Source organism: Shewanella sp. Koi 1 (assembly GCF_052907445.1).
In genome coordinates this window covers 3,229,213-3,246,865 of sequence record NZ_JBREJM010000001.1, presented here as the reverse complement: position 1 = coordinate 3,246,865, position 17,653 = coordinate 3,229,213, and the positions used below count along the sequence as shown (strand labels likewise).

Below are 17,653 nucleotides of genomic sequence, written 5' to 3'. Positions count from 1 at the left end.
TTTTAACTGGAACTTAGAGTTTTCAGATATTTTCATTTCATCATTAATTATTTTAGTTTTCACTTTTTTTATGTCACTATGCTATAAATACTGTCAGTCCTCTGTCGTTTTTTTAGAGCAGAATTATAGTTGTGGTATGTTTATTACACTGTTGTGGTGGTTTTTTTTAATATACTTAATATATGTATTTATTTTTAATCTTTTAAATTTTGATTTTTCACAAGCTTTTTTTTATGATGGTGAGGCTGAAGATAGATTCAAAATTAAAAATATAGCATATAGCTTCATCTTAATCTCAGTTTTAAATTTCTTTAAATATAAAAAGTATATTATATTTCTCCCGTCAATATTGCTTGTCTTTTTAGATGTAATTAATGGTTCAAGAACTATTGCGTTTATCGCTTTAGTACCAGTTATGTTGACAATATGTTTTTATCGTAAAACTCTGTTTATCATTCCAGGTCTTTTTTTATTATGCTTGTTACTTCTTCTTGGTGTTTTGAGAAGTGATAATATTGTTAGTGGGGTTCCATGGTATCTCAACGCAATAGGTGAGTTTCGCGAAACATATATAACTTTACCATTATTCATTTCAAATCCAGAGTATGTAGGACAAGGTACAATCTTTCATTTGATCAGCGCAGTTGGTGTTGGTGTTTTATATTTTTTTAGAATGGATATATTGGAACAATATGTTTTTGCAGGTCAGAGCATTGCCTTGATAATCAATAGAGGTTATGGTTTAGGTTCTAATATCATTATTGAAGGTGCATATTATGGTTATTTATTTATGCTCTTGACCTTGTTTTTATTACCATTTATTTTATTTTGTTTAAAAAAAATCATAGATAAAAGCACTATTCCAGTTGCTATTGTAATTGCTTCTGTTTCTGTTATATTTTTACGTTTAGTTTTCCGAGAAGGTTTGTATACAAGTTTAGGTGCTTTATTTTTAATTGGTATTTTTTATATATTACCTTTATTTATGTTAAGAAATGTAGTGTTTAAATATGATAGATAAATTTAAAGAGTTAATATTGCAAAAAAGTAAGTTTAAGGAATATTCTGTATTAAGGGAGGGGAATAATTTTGATTTTTTGCGATTATATTTAGCTTTAGCAGTTTTGTGGCATCATTTTCATTATTTGATAGGTGAGAAATCAATAGATACTATATTTAATATTTTTAATCCAGAAACAGCTGTTCGTTCTTTTTTTGTTATTAGCGGTGCATTAATTTGGCAAAGTGCTAAACAAACACCTTCAGCAACTTCTTTTTTTTTGAAGAGATTTTTTAGAATCTTCCCTGCTTATGTTGCGGTTTTGTTGTTATCATCATTAATCTCTCTTATTTTATTTGATGCTGATTATAATTCTGTTTTTAAGTATTTAGGATGGAATTTAACCACTTTAAATTTTATTCAGCCTTGTATTGAACAGGTTTTTGTTAATCATATAACTTGTGCCCAAAATGGTTCTTTGTGGACAATAAAGGTTGAGCTTTTATATTATTTTTTTGTTTTAATTATTTTCTATCACCTTAATAAAATTGCTAATAAAGTTTATTTCTTTACGGCGGTCTTGTCTTTTTTTCTACACTATATATTTATCTATAAAGATGTTTTTTATATACCACCTAAACTTATTAATCAAATTCCTTTTTTGCTTTTTTATTTCTATCTAGGTTCTTTGTTAAATGGTTTATATTTAAAGTTAAAGCCATCTTACAATGCTGCTTTATTTTTGTTCATTTCATCTCTCTATTGTGTTAGTGATATTTTTTATCCTCTCTTTGTTGTTTCTTTCGTTTTTTTTATAGCATATGCATTGCCATTTAATCTAAATGTGAATCGTTTTGCTGATACATCTTATGGCGTTTACATTTACCACTTTCCAATTATTCAAATATTTATAGAGTTAGGTGTGTATAATTATTTTTCCACAACTACTTCAGCTTTCCTTACTATTTTAGTAGTTGTTTTTATATCTTATTTCTCATGGCATTTTGTAGAAAAACCAAGCTTGAATTTTTCTAAGAAATTAAATAATTTATTTAAGGGTTAATATGAAAAATATATTAATAACTGGTGGTGCTGGTTTTATTGGTTCAAAATTAGCATTGAAGCTTATTGAACAGGATAATAATATCACTATATTAGATAATCTATCCCCTCAAATACATGGTGATAATCCTTATTTATCACCACTTTATTGTTCTATTAAGGACAAAGTTAAGTTTATTCATGGTACGGTTGAATCACGCGAAGATTGGCTAACTGCATTGGAAGGTATTGATACTGTTGTTCATCTTGCTGCAGAGACTGGTACTGGTCAGTCAATGTATCAAATTAAGCGCTATTCTGATGTTAATATTGGAGGTAGTGCTATATTGTTAGATTTGTTAGCCAATGAAACGCATAATATATCTAAACTGGTGATAGCTTCTTCACGTTCTATTTATGGTGAAGGAAAGTATCTTTGCTCGGAGCATGGTACAGTTTATCCAAAGGCAAGAATTGATACGGACATGTCCTCCCGGGATTTTAACGTTAAATGTCCTATGTGTTCACGAGACGTTGAGTTATTGGCTACTGATGAAGAGAGCAAAATTCATCCATCGTCTATTTATGGTGTAACTAAGCAAGTCCAAGAACAGATGTTTTTGATTACAGGCAATAGTTTAGGTATTGATACTATAGCGTTGCGTTTTCAAAATGTGTATGGTCCAGGTCAGTCATTATCTAATCCTTATACTGGTATTTTGTCAATATTTTCTACTCGTATTAAAAATGGGAATGATATTAATATATTTGAGGATGGATTAGAAAGTCGAGACTTTGTATACATTGATGATGTTGTCGATTCGATCTGTTTAGCGATTAGCTGTAAAAGAGCCGCTGGTAAGGCTTATAATGTCGGATCTGGGGTGCCTACTGATGTATTAACCGTGGCGCAAACTCTTAAAGACATTTATCAAAGTAACTCTACTATTCAGGTTAGTGGTAATTATCGTGTAGGCGATATACGGCATAACTTTGCCGATTTAAGAATGATTAATGCGGACTTAGGTTTTGAGCCGAAAGTGAGTTTTGCTGAAGGAATGAAAATGTTTACCGATTGGGTTAACTTACAAGATGTACAAACTGATCGTTATGAACAATCTATCGATGAGATGAAAAAGAAAGGTCTGTACAAATAAATCTTATGGCGATACCTTCGCTTCTTTGTAAGTTAGGTATCGCTTTTAGCATTGGTAGGTAACATGAATGTTTTAGCTGGCAAAAAAGTACTTTTTATTTGTCCACGATTTTTTGGTTATGAGCAGGAGATTGAGCTTGAATTGATACGATTAGGGGCTCAGGTTGATTTTTATGATGAAAGGCCATTTACTTCCTCAATAGCTAAAGTTTTTAATAGATTAAATTTTAAAACCTTAATAAAAAGGCAAATCAAAGACTATTACTCAGATATTTTACAACAAGCTGAAAATGTAAAATATGATTTTCTTTTTGTTATTGCACCAGAAACTATGGGTGCTGATTTTTTAATGGATTTCAAATCAAATAATGATAAAGTTAAGACTATTCTTTATCTTTGGGATTCTATTGAAAATAAAAAAAATGCATTAAATTTAATTCAGCATTTCGATAAGGTTGTTACTTTTGATAAAAATGACTCGATAATAGATGGTAAAATTACCTTTTTACCTCTTTTTTATATAGAGGCGTACGGAAAATATCATCGTGATATAAGTAAGCTTAGTTACGATTTAGCATTTATCGGTACAGCACACAGTGGTCGTTATGGTATTGTTAAGCGAATAATTGGAAATATTAAAAAGGAAAGTGTGAATACTTTCCTCTTTTTCTTTTCACCGAGCAAGCTATTGTTTTTGCTTAAGAAGGTGTTTACTAGTGAATTGGAGGGGATTTCTATAAATGATATATCATTCAAACCAATGGCATTTAAGGAGTTAATAAATGTTTTAGGTGATTCTCGTATCGTTATTGATATAGAGCATCCCAAACAAAATGGTTTGACAATGAGAACGATCGAAATGTTGGGTATGCAAAAAAAGCTGATTACAACCAATAAAAATGTGATTGAATATGATTTTTATAACCCCCAAAATATCCTCGTTGTTGATAGGGAAGATCTCTCAATCGATGCTTCTTTCTTACATTCAGAATATCAGCCTGTTGACGCTACAATACGTGAAAAATATTCTTTGTCAGCATGGTTGTTGAATTTGTTTTCTTAATTTTTAATGTTTTAAATGAGAAGTTTATGATTTTATTGACTGGTGCATCAGGTTTTGTTGGTGGTGAATTATTATTGCAGCTAATTGAGAGATCTGTGTTACCCATTCGTACTTACGGAAGACGCGAGTCAGATAAATTTAATATTAACTATAAGATTACAGTAGAGCATGTAGTTGGTGAGATTTGTCCAGAGACCAATTATGCGAATGCTCTCCGTGGCATTGATGCTATCATTCATTGTGCTGCACTTGCACATATAACTAAAGGTGTTGAGTTAACTTTTCAGGATATTAATACGTTAGCAACTATCGAGCTTGCTAAACAGGCTCGTATGGCGGGCGTTAAGCGCTTTGTTTTTATCAGTTCTATAGGTGTAAATGGTAATGCTACGCTAGAAAAACCATTTTCATTTTTCGATGAACCCAAGCCACTAAATTCTTATACAAACTCTAAGTATGATGCTGAAATCGGCCTTAAGAAGATAGCTGCAGAGACTGGTCTTGAAGTTGTTATTGTCCGTCCTACTTTGGTTTATGGTCCTAATGCTCCTGGTAATTTTGGTTTATTGACTAAACTTGTTAAGAAACTACCCGTATTACCTTTCGGTCTGGCTAATAATAAGCGTGATTTTATTGCAGTGCAAAATCTTGCTGATCTTCTTATTACCTGTGCAACCCATCCCAACGCCGCTGGTCATACTTTTTTAGCTTCAGATATGGAAACAGTGTCTATAAAACAGTTTACAGACGCTATTGCTGATGGGTTAGGCACGAAAGTGTTTCAATTACCAGTACCTGTTAGTTTGATGAGATTAGCGGGTAAGTTGATGGGAAAATCTGCAATGATGGAGCAGTTAGTGGGGAATTTACAAGTTGACTCAACCAATATAAAAGAAGTTTTAGATTGGACACCGCCATTAACGATGAAACAAGCTATGGCCACACTATGTGATTCAGGTAAATCTAGTTCAGGGAAAGAGTGAATATGATTCGTTTAATTGATTTTCTTGCAGCCTTCTTTGGGTTGTTGTTGCTATGGCCATTATTATTAATCGTCACCATTATTGGCCTGTTTGATACTGGTTCACCGATTTTTATCCAAACTCGTGTCGGTAAACATAAAAAACCATTTAACTTAGTTAAGTTTCGTACTATGAGTAAGGGAACCGCATCGGTTGCTAGCCATCTAGCCAGTAATGCAGCTATCACAAAATTCGGTGGTTTTTTGCGCAAAACTAAAATTGATGAGTTACCACAACTTATTAATGTCCTAAAAGGTGAAATGAGTTTGGTTGGCCCACGGCCTAACTTATTTAACCAAGAAGAATTGATCGCTGAGCGTGATGCCCTCGGTGTATATGATGTGTTACCTGGTGTAACAGGTTTAGCGCAAGTACAAAATATTGATATGTCTACGCCTAAATTGCTTGCTCAAACTGATAAGCAGATGATCGATACATTAACCTTAGGTCGCTATTTTAAGTACATTCTTATGACTGCTACTGGCAGTGGCAGTGGTGATGCTGTTAAACCAAGTTAGTTATTGCATTTGGGTTTAGCTGTTACTCGTTAACTCATGTATACTCATCTGCTCTAAGGACTTGATGCCTGTTATCTATGCATAAGCCGTTACTAAACTTCATGAATAACTTAATTAAGCTGGAGCAAAAGATGGATTTTTTGCAGTTTTTATTCTCATTAAAGCGGCCACATAAACGTTTAGTCAGCGTGGTGATTGACTCAGTGTTTTTGCTTTTTGCCTTTTGGTTTGCGTTACTCGTTCGTTTGGACTCAGTTGACGTACTGTTTAAATCGCAATATTGGGGATTGATTGCGTTAACTATCCCTATCAGTATTACTGGGTTTGTGAGGCTGGGGCTTTATCGCGCAGTGCTGCGTTATATTAGCTCGCAAGCATTTACTTCAATCGTGGCCGGTGTCGGTATTTCAACCATAGCTCTTGTTTTACTTGCCTATTATGGTGGGGTGGATTTACCTCGCACTGTACCATTTATCTATGCAGCTTTTGCTCTTGTTTTTGTGGGCGGCGCACGTGCTCTAATGCGTTCATTAGTCGGTGCAGGTATTAACCGCCGTGGTGAGCCGGTTATTATTTATGGTGCTGGTGTGAGCGGGCGACAAACTGCGATTGCACTTGCACAGAGCCATGAATACCATCCAGTTGCTTTTGTTGATGATGACGAAAGTTTGCACAATACATCGATACAAGGCTTGCATGTTTATCCGTCTCATCAACTTGGTCTGCTTATCAAACAGCGCCCTACAACTCGTGTGTTGTTGGCAATGCCGAGCGCATCACGTTCACGTCGTCAAGAAATTATTAATCAACTTGAGCCGCTTACTGTCAAGGTCATGACCTTGCCCGCCATGGCGGACTTGGTGAGTGGTGATAAGTTATTTAGTGATGTGAAAGAAGTCGAAATCGAAGATTTATTAGGTCGAGATTCTGTTGCGCCAAGACAACATTTATTGACTGCCAATATTAAAAACAAAGTGGTTATGGTTACAGGAGCCGGTGGTTCAATCGGTTCAGAGTTATGTCGCCAGATTTTAAAGCAGCAACCTAAACAATTAGTTTTATTCGAGTTATCGGAGTTCGCACTTTATTCGATAGACCGTGAACTTTCTGCTACTGCTAATGAGCTTGGTATTGATGTTGAAATTGTTCCTATCATGGGTTCTGTTCAGCGTGAAAACCGTGTGCAAGCGGTAATGCAGGCGTTTAAAGTGCAAACAGTTTACCATGCCGCAGCTTATAAGCATGTGCCTTTAGTTGAGCATAATGTGGTTGAAGGTGTGCGCAATAACGTATTTGGTACTTTATATACCGCAAGAGCTGCTATTGCGGCAAAAGTGGAAACCTTTGTTTTGGTTTCTACTGATAAAGCGGTGCGCCCTACAAATGTGATGGGTACGACTAAACGTATGGCAGAACTGGCATTACAAGCATTATCAAAAGAGGACCATCAAACGCGTTTTTGTATGGTGCGTTTTGGTAATGTGCTGGGGTCTTCTGGCTCAGTTGTGCCGTTATTCCGTAAACAGATTGCTAACGGCGGCCCAGTTACTGTTACTCATCCTGAAATCACGCGCTTTTTTATGACGATTCCTGAAGCCTCTCAGTTAGTTATCCAAGCTGGCGCCATGGGGAAGGGCGGCGATGTGTTTGTGCTTGATATGGGTAAATCGGTCAAAATCGTTGATTTGGCAGCAAAAATGATCCGCTTAAGTGGTTATGATGTGAAGGATGAAGCGAATCCTAACGGTGATATCGCGATTGAATTTACAGGCCTTCGCCCTGGTGAAAAACTGTATGAAGAGTTACTGATTGGCGATGATGTGACAGGTACAGACCATGAGCGGATTATGACCGCGAATGAAATTTACCTACCATGGGCTGAATTAGAGTTGATACTTAATCGTTTGGATAAAGCATGCCATGAGTTCAACCATGAGGCGATTCGTGAGATTTTACTTTCTGCACCAACGGGGTTTGCACCAACTGACGGCATATGTGATTTAGTTTGGCAGCAGAGAAAATTATTTAAACCTGCTGACACAAAAGCGAAAGTGGTGACGTTAGTTTCTTAGTTTAAATATTTTATTTTTAGGTGTTGAAAAGTTAAATGTAACTCTAAAGCCAAATCTTTACTGATTTGGCTTTTTTGTATTGTGTTTTTTAAGGATTTATATGTCCAGGAAGTCAGACTTTTGTTTTTAGTTTGAGTTACAAGCTATCGTTGGCTGAGTAGCTTCAATACACACGCGTATCAGCTGCATTGTTTGGTGGCTTATTAATGTTAAGCATTCCACAGTAGTATTTTTCTCCTCTGCTAATTGCAACAGATCGTAACTTTGCAGTGTTATCTTCGTTCCTTGATATATACAGCTGATTGGCGCGAGCGGCAGCAAAAATTGGATAGGCAGGGTATTCGCGATTTGCTGAGCACTGTTCACCTTGGTTTTAATCTGGACTTTGCAATTGCATTCGATGCGCTCAATTTTTGCTGTGTAGTTGCTGCGCCTCGTCATCACATTAAAGTCTAGGATCTGGTTATCTAATAGCTTGCTCTCGATTTGAGTTTCCCCGCTAAAGCAAAATGGAGGATCATTCGGGTGCAGAACGATTTCTTTTGATTGTCCTAAATCATTCCCCTTGATGTGTAGTTTTACCCCTTCACCTTCCAATATACATAGTTGTCTATCGATGCCGTGGAAGAGTGAGAAGGGGCCATCGCTCGAAATGGTGGCGATGCTGATCCTAAAATCAAAGTTGCTGAGATCTGCCCCCTTTGGCCATATGAACAGTTGCTTAGTGCTGCCACCACCGTTTTTCCATAAGCTTGATTCGCATTCTTCATAACGGATGATCCGGATATTGGGATTCAATTTAAGCTTCTCTTTTGATTATGAATAGTTGCAGTACAGAGGATACCTACTTCGACGCATAATGCAGTGTCGTATCGCAGCATACTGCGTTCACAGCTAAATCTCTTTCTTCTTCAAAATGTAATGATCTGCTAGTTCGCTACTTATTCGATTACCTTCCATATCTAACATAAACAGTTGGTTTTCTCCTACCAAGTATTTAGTGCCATCGGATAAGGTGATTTTTGAGCCATTGCTATCCCAGTCAAATTTTCCTGCCACTTTAAAGATGGACTCATCTTTACCCAAGTAAATACTTTTCAATTCAAAGCTATTATCCGCTTTTAGCGTGAGTGTGGTTTGGATCCCTTCGCAACTTGCACAGGGGATAACGCCTTCATATACACCGGGCCAATCGAGTGCATTTTGACTGGTATCACCAAGCGGTAGATTTTTTTGTGTATCTTGATGTGGCGCTGTGACAGGCTCATTAGCCACAGTCTTAGCGGGCTCACTGCATGCGGTAATCATTAACGCGAGAAGGGCGAGTGATATCTGTGAAAGTTTCATATTCATGTTAACCGTTTGATTAATTGACTGTCGTGTGATGATAACCGCCATCATTACGGGTTCCAACCTTATTTATGTCTGGTGTTTCTTTCTGTGTCTTAATGTTAAAGAGGGACTTTATGTGTTTGAACTTCATTACGAGTTCAGTAAAAAAGCGCTAAGTGTTGGATGATTTTTTATAGGCGTGTTTAGGTAAAGCAGCACTAGACATTGTTCTGCAAAACCAATTGTAGCTTGTGGGTGCATCTCAATGAGTGTGTTTGCAGATTGAATCTATACTAAAGAGAATCACTTAAGCTTGGGTAACCAAGTTAATTGCCTGATTCTTAAGTCAGGCGGTACCACGCGGGGTAAATCTGCATTATGACACGTATGTTAGACAGGATTTTATTCGATGTAAGCCGCTCATCCATTATTGATAGTGGCGATCTTGTTGAGGCCTCACAACTTATCGTGTCATCTGTGTGTCAAGGGTTAAAAATCACCCGTGCAGGCATTTGGTTATGGAGTGAAGATCACCGAAGTATGCATTGCTTTTACCTGCTCGATAATATGCACAGGCAAGAGGCGTTGATATTAACTCTGCAGGATTATCCACATTACTTCAGTCTATTAGATAATGAGCGCGCTATTGTCGCGAATCATGCGCAAACAGATGGGGCGACCCATGAGCTTGTTAGTGCCTACTTAGTTCCTAATCGCATTAGTTCTCTGTTAGATAGTCCCATACGTCATCGCGGAAAAATGGTCGGTATTATCTGCTCTGAGCATCAAGGTGTGCCTAGAGAATGGACGCGTGATGAAAGGGCTTTTGCTTCTGCTTTGGCCGACTTATTCGGCAGAGCTATGAGTGCAAAAGAAATTTTGGATTATCAAAATCAATTAAAGGCCATTAATGCGGATCTCGAGGCTCAGGTTAGCCAACGTACCCAAGAGTTAGAGACGGCATTGTCTGATTTACGTTCTATACAACACCATTTAGTTGAAAACGAAAAAATGGCTGCCTTAGGGAGTTTGGTCGCAGGGGTCGCGCATGAGGTCAATACGCCTCTAGGGATTGCCGTGACATCCGTAACCCATTGTTTAGATGAAGTGGTATTGCTGAAAACGGCTTTCGAGCAAAATGAGCTCGACGAGGATAAATTTTTATCCTTTATCAATACCATGCAGGATGGTCTCGGGTTGATTGAGCGTAATCTTTTGCGAGCCGCAGAGTTAGTCCATAACTTTAAGCGTACCGCCGCAGACCAATCTGTGCTCGAGCGTGAGCGGTTTAATTTAAAGACCTACATTTTTCAAATTTTCAGCTCATTAAGGCCGTTAATGCGTAAGAAGAATATTGCCTTAAATGTGGAGTTGGATGACGACATCTATATCGAATCTTACCCTGGTGCCATCGCACAGATTTTCACTAATCTAGTGGCTAATAGCTTTCGCCATGGATTTCCTGAGAGTTTTACTGGGGATAAAAACATCACTATTCTAGTTGAAAAACAAGGCTCCAACATTTGTATGCAATATCAAGATAATGGGGTAGGGATGACCGATGAGGTTAAACTGAAAGCCTTCGAGCCTTTTTTCACTACTGCACGTAAAGACGGCGGCACAGGTCTTGGCATGTCGATTATTTATAATCTGGTGACGCAAAAACTACATGGCACCATTTTGCTAACCTCATCCCCAGATCAAGGTGTGAAGGTTGAAATACAGATCCCTGAGAAATAAGTTTAGATATTGCTTAGGGGATAACTCAGTCTTGTTGAAGACCTCGTGCCATTCAGCTTTATCGGCATTTATATGCTACAATCCTCCCTTCATTTTGACTCACTAATCCTTGATATATCAATGAGAAAAGGCATTTGTTGGCGGGTATTATGGTTCTTCTACTTGGAGGGAATCACCTGCTGATATATCAATCTTTGTTTGTGAGAATAGTTGACACCTTACCTGTTAATAGCTGTTTAACTTTTCGTAGTATTGAACTTAACGGGTAGAAATTTAAATTACTGAACAAGAAGATTTCTAATGAAATGTATTGAAACAGAGATAGCTGAGATTCTTCTGTTTGAACCGCAAGTATTTGGTGATGAACGCGGTTTTTTTATGGAAACTTTTAGACAATCGTTTTTTTCCGAGTGTTTGAAAAATAGAGGGTTAGAGGTGCTGGAGTTAGTCCAAGATAACTTTAGCCGATCACAACAACACGTATTACGTGGCTTGCACTACCAATGCAAGCATCCGCAGGGGAAATTAGTCCGGGTGTGTGCAGGCAGTATTTTTGATGTTGCAGTGGATATTAGGCCGCAATCAGGAACCTATGGTAAATGGGTAGGGCGTGTGCTTTCTGCTGATAACCATTTGCAAATGTGGATCCCGCCTGGCTTCGCCCATGGTTTTTATGTGCTGAGTGAATATGCCGATGTGATTTATCGCTGCACTGATTATTATGCGCCAGATGATGAATATGTGCTGGCTTGGAATAGTGCAGAGTTTGCGATTGACTGGCCGTTACGCAACGAACTACCAATACTTTCTGATAGGGATGCAAAAGCAGCCGTGAGTGCCTAGTTTAGGCACTCACGGCATGTGGTCTATTTATCTTGATGCTCGATACTTGGGCGAGTGTACCAAGGTGCGCGTGCATCAGTGACATCGAATAGATTGTATTTACGCCCCAGCATTTGACCTCCGTCACGAGTCAATGGCATCCAAGAGAGGAATGCGCGGCTGTGGGTTGATTTGATTGTCATCAGATCGAATGGAACTGAAATATAGAAGCCTTTAGTAAAGCTTCCCTCGCCGTATTCCTCCGATGAAAGGTTAGTCTTAGTTGCAAAGGCTCCTACGATTACGCCACTATCGAATTGTTTCGAGAAATCAACCGTTATTCCTTTATCTTCAGTGAGATATTGGCCCGCACTGACTCTTAATAGGGTGTTAGGGAACCAATCAGGTTGATAATAGGCTGTAGCGTGTCCTGTTAGGACTCCCGTTTGTACTCTATAAGGGCGATTTGTTATCGGATCGAATTGATGTTCATCTTCAAAGAAGCCAAACATACTATCGGGATCGCGTTGCTTGACGTAGTTTACATCAAAGCCAAAAGCCCATTGACTGTTTAGTGGTCGATAGAGAACTTCAGTCCCTACACCTCCGTACATCATTTCTAAATAGCCGCCATAGGCTTGATAAGAAATGTTGTCGCTTAGATTGTCCATCCAAGTCAATTGTAGGTTATTCACCCTTACAGGATTATCATGGACATACTGACGAATTAGCGTGCGCACACGTTTTAAATCTGTTCCATCGGGTGGAACATCGTATAAAAACTTATCGTAGTTATCGTAGAGGTTTAGATATATAGAGCTAGAAAATTCGAAATTATCGCTAAAGCGGTAACTCGCACTGCCCGTCACACCAATGTTGAACATATAGAAACCTTCAGAGCCGCCGAAGGATTGCACCATGGTTGGGGAAATATCAAAACCGAAGTTATCTAACCAATCTTTGTCTGTTTCGGTAACTAATTCACCCTGTGGTGAACTCGGGACTCTTACTTCACTGGTGTCGGCCATTTTTGCATTGATATAAGCATAACTCGCTACTTGAGCAAATTTTTGGCTATCAATACGGGTTTCCGTGATAGGTTGTTGATAATGGGTTTCTATCAGGCGATATTCTTTGATATTGGCTGCGTCAGTGTTATTGGCAAGAATGGTTGCAGCTCTTTGATGCGCTTCATTTCTATCGCGGAATTTGTTTTGTTCACCTACAACGGTAATACTTTCATTATCAAGGTAAATTTTGGCATTAGCATAACCAGCAATAGTTTGTAAATCCTGAGCGACTTTATTCCAATCCACTTGGGGATTCGCAACAGTCTGACTGGATGCGTTGACTGGCTCTAGATTTGCTACTTCAGCATTTTGCTCTTCTGATTTATGCGTTGAAGTTTCTGTACTCACAGTCGCTTGTTTGGCTATTGGAGTGTTTACCTTTATAGAGGGTTCTGTTTGCGTAAGGGTTAATGGCGCGGCAGGAAGCGGCTTATATTTTTCAGCCTCTGGATCACGTTTAATCTGTGACAAAGTATTAAAGTTGGTTTGCAGACTAAAACCGAGCGTCCACGTATTACCGCGCTCATAACTTAAATGCAGATCTCCCCAGTCTCCAAAACGATAGAGCATTCCATAGTTAAATCTACTGTCTTGCGGCATGGCTATGCCACCGCGAACCACAGGGAAATCCGATTGATAGTCGTTGCCATCGTATTCGACTTTTAAGCGAAGTGGTTCCCAAGGAGTTTGGTATTCAACGCCACCAAAGAGTGCCGCGCAGCCTTTAAACCAACGCTGATAATCAACAGTGCCACCTTTACCCCCATAAGAAGTATCTCTATCACAGTTGTAATTTAGATCTTTTTTATCGGAAGTGAGATTACCGCTGTTACCTATATAGCCCCAGCCTATGCCTAAGGTAAAATCGAGTGGACCGACGCGTTTGGTCGCGGCAATAAACTCACCATCAAATAAGCCAGTACCACCAAAGTCCCGTACTCCAATTGACGTTTCAGGGAGCCAGTTACTTTCTTCGAGTAGACGAATCTTAAAATCGATCCCTTTATCCGTGTATTTAGTATTACCACTAAAGCTAGGATCGCTACTGTAAAGTAGGTCTTGTACTAAGGTGTAGCGAATAGTGGTTTCAAACCAAGGGAAGAGCTGCACTGAAGCGCTAAAATGTTGATAGTCATCGTTGTAAGTAGTGGCAAAGTTAAATTCACCTTCAGGTGCCATACGTCCTGTTGGCATCTGCATTAGCCCAACACCACCAAAATCTGACTGTGATGGTAACAATGTGGGATAGGAAAATTCATCGGCGCTAACGTGTAATAATGGTAGCAGTGCTAAAGATAGCGCTGATAAACGCCCGAAAGAGGGGAAAGTGGGAGTTGAGTTTTTCATTACAGAGCCCGATTTTTGAGTAATTCAATAATGTTGTTGTTTAATGTGGAATAGTCATCAAAAAGACCTGAAAACTCAACGAAGAGTACTGCACCAGGAGTGATGTCCTGAGCTTGATGATTCCAATAGGCAATCGGTTGGCGAATAGCGTTACCATCGGGTTGAATTATCCATACAAAGCTATTTTCAGCGTTTTCCAATAAACCTGCTTGTTCCAGATAATCTTTACTGCTTGCACCAGATACCCATGGTTGTTCCCCTGTTTGTGCCACGGCGCCAACCACAGTGATGGTTGTTGGTCGTTGGGGGAGTACCAATAAGAATTGACCGTCGATAATGGGGTTGTAGGCATCGGTAATGCGAATTAAATCGAGATCTAATGGCTGATTAATTCTTTGTCCAAGTTTTATGTTACGCAGAAACTGTGCAAACTTGGAAAGCTTAGCAATATACTGACTATTGTCTGCTTGCTGACCCATATTGGCCAACTGTTGCAATATTTGCTGACGAGTGGTTTCTAATGCCGCGGTATTTTGTATATCGAGTAAAGCCGCCCCTAACCAGTAAATCGGTATCGCTTCGCTTCTTGTAGTTTGGTTATACAAGGGGATCTGGGTCAACCCATCTTGAACAGCTTGTCCAACACGGATTGCTGCAGGATAGGTTATTTGTAGCTGTGGTATATCTGTTGCAGATGTGCTGACATAAAGTTGTGTATTGGCTTGGACTGTAGGCAAAGACAATGCACTAATCAGTAGAGCTAAAGAGGATATATAGGATTTCATGCTGGCTCCACTATACTGCGAAAGGCTTCAATAAGGTGATATCAATAAATGGCAGATTAGGTGCTATTTTCTGATGACTTTTAATGACTTTGCCAGTTTGAGGATTTAGCCAAAAATCATTTTGATATTCAATATTGAGTGCTTCTACTGATACTCTTTCATTAAAGTGTAAAGCTTGAGTAGGAGTTCCGTTGATTAGAATACTTTCTTCAGCGATCTGATGAAATTCAGATGTAACCTTGTAGCCATAATGATAACCGGGTTGCCAGTCTATCGTTCGAGTCCAAGTTTTTGGCGTCGAACTAAGATGTAACCCCAATAGCAGAGGATCCGGTTCGAGACTTTCAACTGCAGCTAAGTTACCAGCAATAAGGTTATGAGTTTTTACTAAGCGGCCATTGACTGTGACTAACATGCCTTTATCCGCAGATAACCATTTGAGCTCTAGTGCTTCAGGTTCTTTTTTTACAGGAGATAGACTAGTTTTAGGTTCTGCAAAGGCTAATACCACAAATGCCTGAGGGGTATCTTCTATTTTTACATAGACACTAGCATAGGGGTTGGCTTTTATTTGTTCAGCATTGAGAGTGACATCATCATCACCGATAAAGGCGAGCTTAATGGTATCGTTTAGCGCACTAATTCGTTGGCTGCAGCCAGAAACACTTATAAGAAAAGCTGAGAGCGCTAATAGCGGAAATAATTTTGTGTATATACGCATCCGGATTGCTTACTTTAAATAATAATTGGTTGTCAATGTAAAGACATGTAGAGGTGATTTCAAGTCATTAAGAGTTGGCAATTGTTCATTACCTGAAAAAAAACAACCGCCATTTGGCGGTTGTTTCAATATCCGATTAACGGCTTAGTTACCAGTACCTGTGGTAGTGTTAGTACCAGTGCTGGTGATTGGGTTACCGTCTGAGCTGTTTGAAGCGATAGCTACACCTGCGATAACAGCACCAGCACCAATTGCGCCAGCAGTGATACCACCAGCAGCACCAGCGGTACTACCGCCAGAAGTTGTGCCAGTCTCTTCTGCGTGAGCAACTGAACCTAACATTGAAATAGCAGCAATAAGTGCTAATGAAGTTTTTTTCATCGTGATTCCCTTTTAGAAAAAATTAACCTAATTTTTAGCTAATCTAGTACAGCATGATAGGCGATTCAACTTAAATGATCAATGTTAAATCTGTTTCACTATTCAAACTTTAGACTGATTTGCTGCCGAGTCGCCTTCAAATAATCCTTAATTTAGAATGGGTTTGCCACATTCACGGGATAACTCTTAGGCGACTCCTATTTTATACCACGCCGAGGGTAGTGCTTCAAATCGATTTATTTGGCTGTTTATAACAAGCGCTAAGCCATACCTTATGCCAAATTAAAAAACGCTTTTATTTCATCCATTTGAGCCATGCCGTCTTTATAGCCCAATTCAATCAATGCACTAGTGTAGGATTTCTCAAACAAAAGATAGGATACAATACTCGAGTCTGATTGTCTGTCGATACCAATAAATCCCAGTAAGGTCTTAATTGCCCAAGGCATATCATCATAGAAACGGGCTGCGATTTTACTTAAGTCTTCACTGGGTTTTATCACTAGAGTTTGTATGGGATGTAATGACAGTTGAGCACGGCTCTCTTCGGGAATGAGCGACAGCGTATGGTTAATCCGCTCCAAGCGCTCAAGATCGCTATTTAAGGTATCGGAAAAGATAGTATCCAGCAGATGACCCGCGATGGTCGCTGTCTTCGGATGATATTCTAGCTCCATCGGAAAATGCTTATGGGGACTGTCTAGGTTTATCACTAATAGTTTATTAGCCCCCAAATGAATGGGACTTGAAAGTGGCGCCAGCTGGTGGACTGAGCCGTCACCATAATAAGCTTGATTAAGTTTAATTGACGGAAACACCATGGGAATCGCCGAGCTTGCCAAAAGATGTTCGGTATTTAACATCCGCCGCTCACCGCTGCGTCTGGCGCGAGTCCAGTTTTCAATATCCCGCGAAGCTTGAAAAAACGTTACCGAGCGCGAGTTGTTATAGCAAGAGGTATCGACACTGAGCGCTGTCAATGCGCCGTTGCGGATATTGCGATCGATTCTTTTAAAATCAATAAGCTCATTCAATAAATGCCGTAAAGGCTCGTTATCGAGCAGGCTGCCAGCGTCGGTATTCACCTTATCATCTTGCAGGCCTTTGAGTGCCATCTTGGCTAAATGACTTAACACGCCGGGGATGGAGGCGCGATATACCTTTCTGGTTTCAAAATGGCGCCAAACCCACTCGAGTTTTTTGACGCCTAAGTGAAAGCAGGAGGCGTGGGTGGCAATGGAGGTGCCATTAATTGCGCCCGCAGAGGTGCCACAAATGATTTTGAATGGCACGCCATGGTTGCGCGGATAAAGCTGGACCAGTGCTTTTAACACTCCCACTTGATAGGCGGCCCGAGCGCCACCGCCACCGAGAACTAATGCTGTTGATGTTGGCAATCTTATGACTCAACGACTTGTTATTATGATTTTATTAAAGCAATGCCTTATCTAAAAAAGCAAGTCTGAACAGTTATCTCAATGACATTTCTTTAGTTTGTCTTGAGTGGGCTCGCAGAAGGGACAATCTGTTTTGGGGCGGGAATAAAAAACGCACTTGAGGGAGACTCAAGTGCGTTTGCATTT

The 17,653-nt window shown here is 39.2% G+C and carries 16 protein-coding genes; 9 read left to right on the top strand and 7 right to left on the bottom strand.

Going from position 1 to position 17,653, the window contains the following annotated elements; all coding sequences use genetic code 11:
• Positions 1 to 136: 136 nt before the first annotated feature.
• The 7 genes from ACUZ8J_RS14260 (at position 137) to ACUZ8J_RS14230 (ending at position 7,872) form a co-directional block, all read left to right on the top strand.
• Positions 137 to 1,021: a hypothetical protein gene (locus ACUZ8J_RS14260; protein WP_446694195.1), complete on the top strand. Its 885-nt coding sequence runs from the start codon at positions 137 to 139 to the stop codon at positions 1,019 to 1,021.
• Positions 1,011 to 2,063 (top strand): acyltransferase family protein, encoded by a 1,053-nt coding sequence (locus ACUZ8J_RS14255; RefSeq protein WP_446694194.1) that lies wholly within the window; start codon positions 1,011 to 1,013, stop codon positions 2,061 to 2,063. Before ACUZ8J_RS14260 ends, ACUZ8J_RS14255 begins: the two co-directional genes overlap by 11 nt.
• 1 nt (position 2,064) lies before the next feature.
• Positions 2,065 to 3,198: an NAD-dependent epimerase/dehydratase family protein gene (locus tag ACUZ8J_RS14250; RefSeq protein ID WP_446694193.1), complete on the top strand. Its 1,134-nt coding sequence runs from the start codon at positions 2,065 to 2,067 to the stop codon at positions 3,196 to 3,198.
• Between the two features lie 63 nt (positions 3,199 to 3,261).
• Positions 3,262 to 4,260: a hypothetical protein gene (locus tag ACUZ8J_RS14245; protein WP_446694192.1), complete on the top strand. Its 999-nt coding sequence runs from the start codon at positions 3,262 to 3,264 to the stop codon at positions 4,258 to 4,260.
• Entirely contained in the window at positions 4,236 to 5,243 is a 1,008-nt protein-coding gene (locus ACUZ8J_RS14240) for an NAD-dependent epimerase/dehydratase family protein (RefSeq protein WP_446694191.1), read from the top strand. Before ACUZ8J_RS14245 ends, ACUZ8J_RS14240 begins: the two co-directional genes overlap by 25 nt.
• 2 nt (positions 5,244 to 5,245) lie before the next feature.
• Positions 5,246 to 5,800, top strand: coding sequence for a sugar transferase (locus tag ACUZ8J_RS14235; protein ID WP_446694190.1), 555 nt, complete (start codon positions 5,246 to 5,248; stop codon positions 5,798 to 5,800).
• Positions 5,801 to 5,931: 131 nt separating this feature from the next.
• Positions 5,932 to 7,872, top strand: a complete 1,941-nt coding sequence (locus tag ACUZ8J_RS14230; RefSeq protein ID WP_446694189.1) for a polysaccharide biosynthesis protein — start codon at positions 5,932 to 5,934, stop codon at positions 7,870 to 7,872.
• Positions 7,873 to 7,998: 126 nt separating this feature from the next.
• Here ACUZ8J_RS14230 and ACUZ8J_RS14225 read toward each other — a convergent pair whose 3' ends face one another.
• Both ACUZ8J_RS14225 and ACUZ8J_RS14220 read right to left on the bottom strand, forming a co-directional pair.
• Positions 7,999 to 8,670, bottom strand: coding sequence for a HutD/Ves family protein (locus ACUZ8J_RS14225; protein ID WP_446694188.1), 672 nt, complete (start codon positions 8,668 to 8,670; stop codon positions 7,999 to 8,001).
• A 96-nt stretch (positions 8,671 to 8,766) separates the two neighbouring features.
• Complete coding sequence (locus tag ACUZ8J_RS14220) at positions 8,767 to 9,219, bottom strand: copper resistance protein NlpE (protein ID WP_446694941.1); 453 nt, start codon at positions 9,217 to 9,219, stop codon at positions 8,767 to 8,769.
• Between the two features lie 363 nt (positions 9,220 to 9,582).
• Here ACUZ8J_RS14220 and ACUZ8J_RS14215 point away from each other — a divergent pair, with 363 nt between their 5' ends.
• The gene (locus ACUZ8J_RS14215; RefSeq protein WP_446694187.1) at positions 9,583 to 10,944 is read left to right on the top strand and encodes a sensor histidine kinase; all 1,362 of its coding nucleotides are present in this window, start codon (positions 9,583 to 9,585) and stop codon (positions 10,942 to 10,944) included.
• Positions 10,945 to 11,244: 300 nt separating this feature from the next.
• Positions 11,245 to 11,787 (top strand): dTDP-4-dehydrorhamnose 3,5-epimerase, encoded by a 543-nt coding sequence (gene rfbC, locus ACUZ8J_RS14210; protein WP_446694186.1) that lies wholly within the window; start codon positions 11,245 to 11,247, stop codon positions 11,785 to 11,787.
• Between the two features lie 23 nt (positions 11,788 to 11,810).
• On the opposite strand, the gene ACUZ8J_RS14205 is transcribed toward rfbC, so the two are convergent.
• The 5 genes from ACUZ8J_RS14205 to ACUZ8J_RS14185 all read right to left on the bottom strand — a co-directional run bounded on the left by ACUZ8J_RS14205 (position 11,811) and on the right by ACUZ8J_RS14185 (position 17,467).
• Positions 11,811 to 14,183, bottom strand: coding sequence for a YjbH domain-containing protein (locus tag ACUZ8J_RS14205; protein WP_446694185.1), 2,373 nt, complete (start codon positions 14,181 to 14,183; stop codon positions 11,811 to 11,813).
• Entirely contained in the window at positions 14,183 to 14,968 is a 786-nt protein-coding gene (locus ACUZ8J_RS14200) for a capsule biosynthesis GfcC family protein (RefSeq protein ID WP_446694184.1), read from the bottom strand. The genes ACUZ8J_RS14205 and ACUZ8J_RS14200 overlap by 1 nt, the downstream gene beginning before the upstream one ends.
• 10 nt (positions 14,969 to 14,978) lie before the next feature.
• The gene (locus tag ACUZ8J_RS14195) at positions 14,979 to 15,689 is read right to left on the bottom strand and encodes a YjbF family lipoprotein (RefSeq protein WP_446694183.1); all 711 of its coding nucleotides are present in this window, start codon (positions 15,687 to 15,689) and stop codon (positions 14,979 to 14,981) included.
• Between the two features lie 144 nt (positions 15,690 to 15,833).
• Positions 15,834 to 16,070, bottom strand: coding sequence for a hypothetical protein (locus ACUZ8J_RS14190; protein WP_446694182.1), 237 nt, complete (start codon positions 16,068 to 16,070; stop codon positions 15,834 to 15,836).
• A 272-nt stretch (positions 16,071 to 16,342) separates the two neighbouring features.
• The gene (locus tag ACUZ8J_RS14185; protein WP_011625731.1) at positions 16,343 to 17,467 is read right to left on the bottom strand and encodes a patatin-like phospholipase family protein; all 1,125 of its coding nucleotides are present in this window, start codon (positions 17,465 to 17,467) and stop codon (positions 16,343 to 16,345) included.
• Between the last annotated feature and the right edge of the window lie 186 nt (positions 17,468 to 17,653).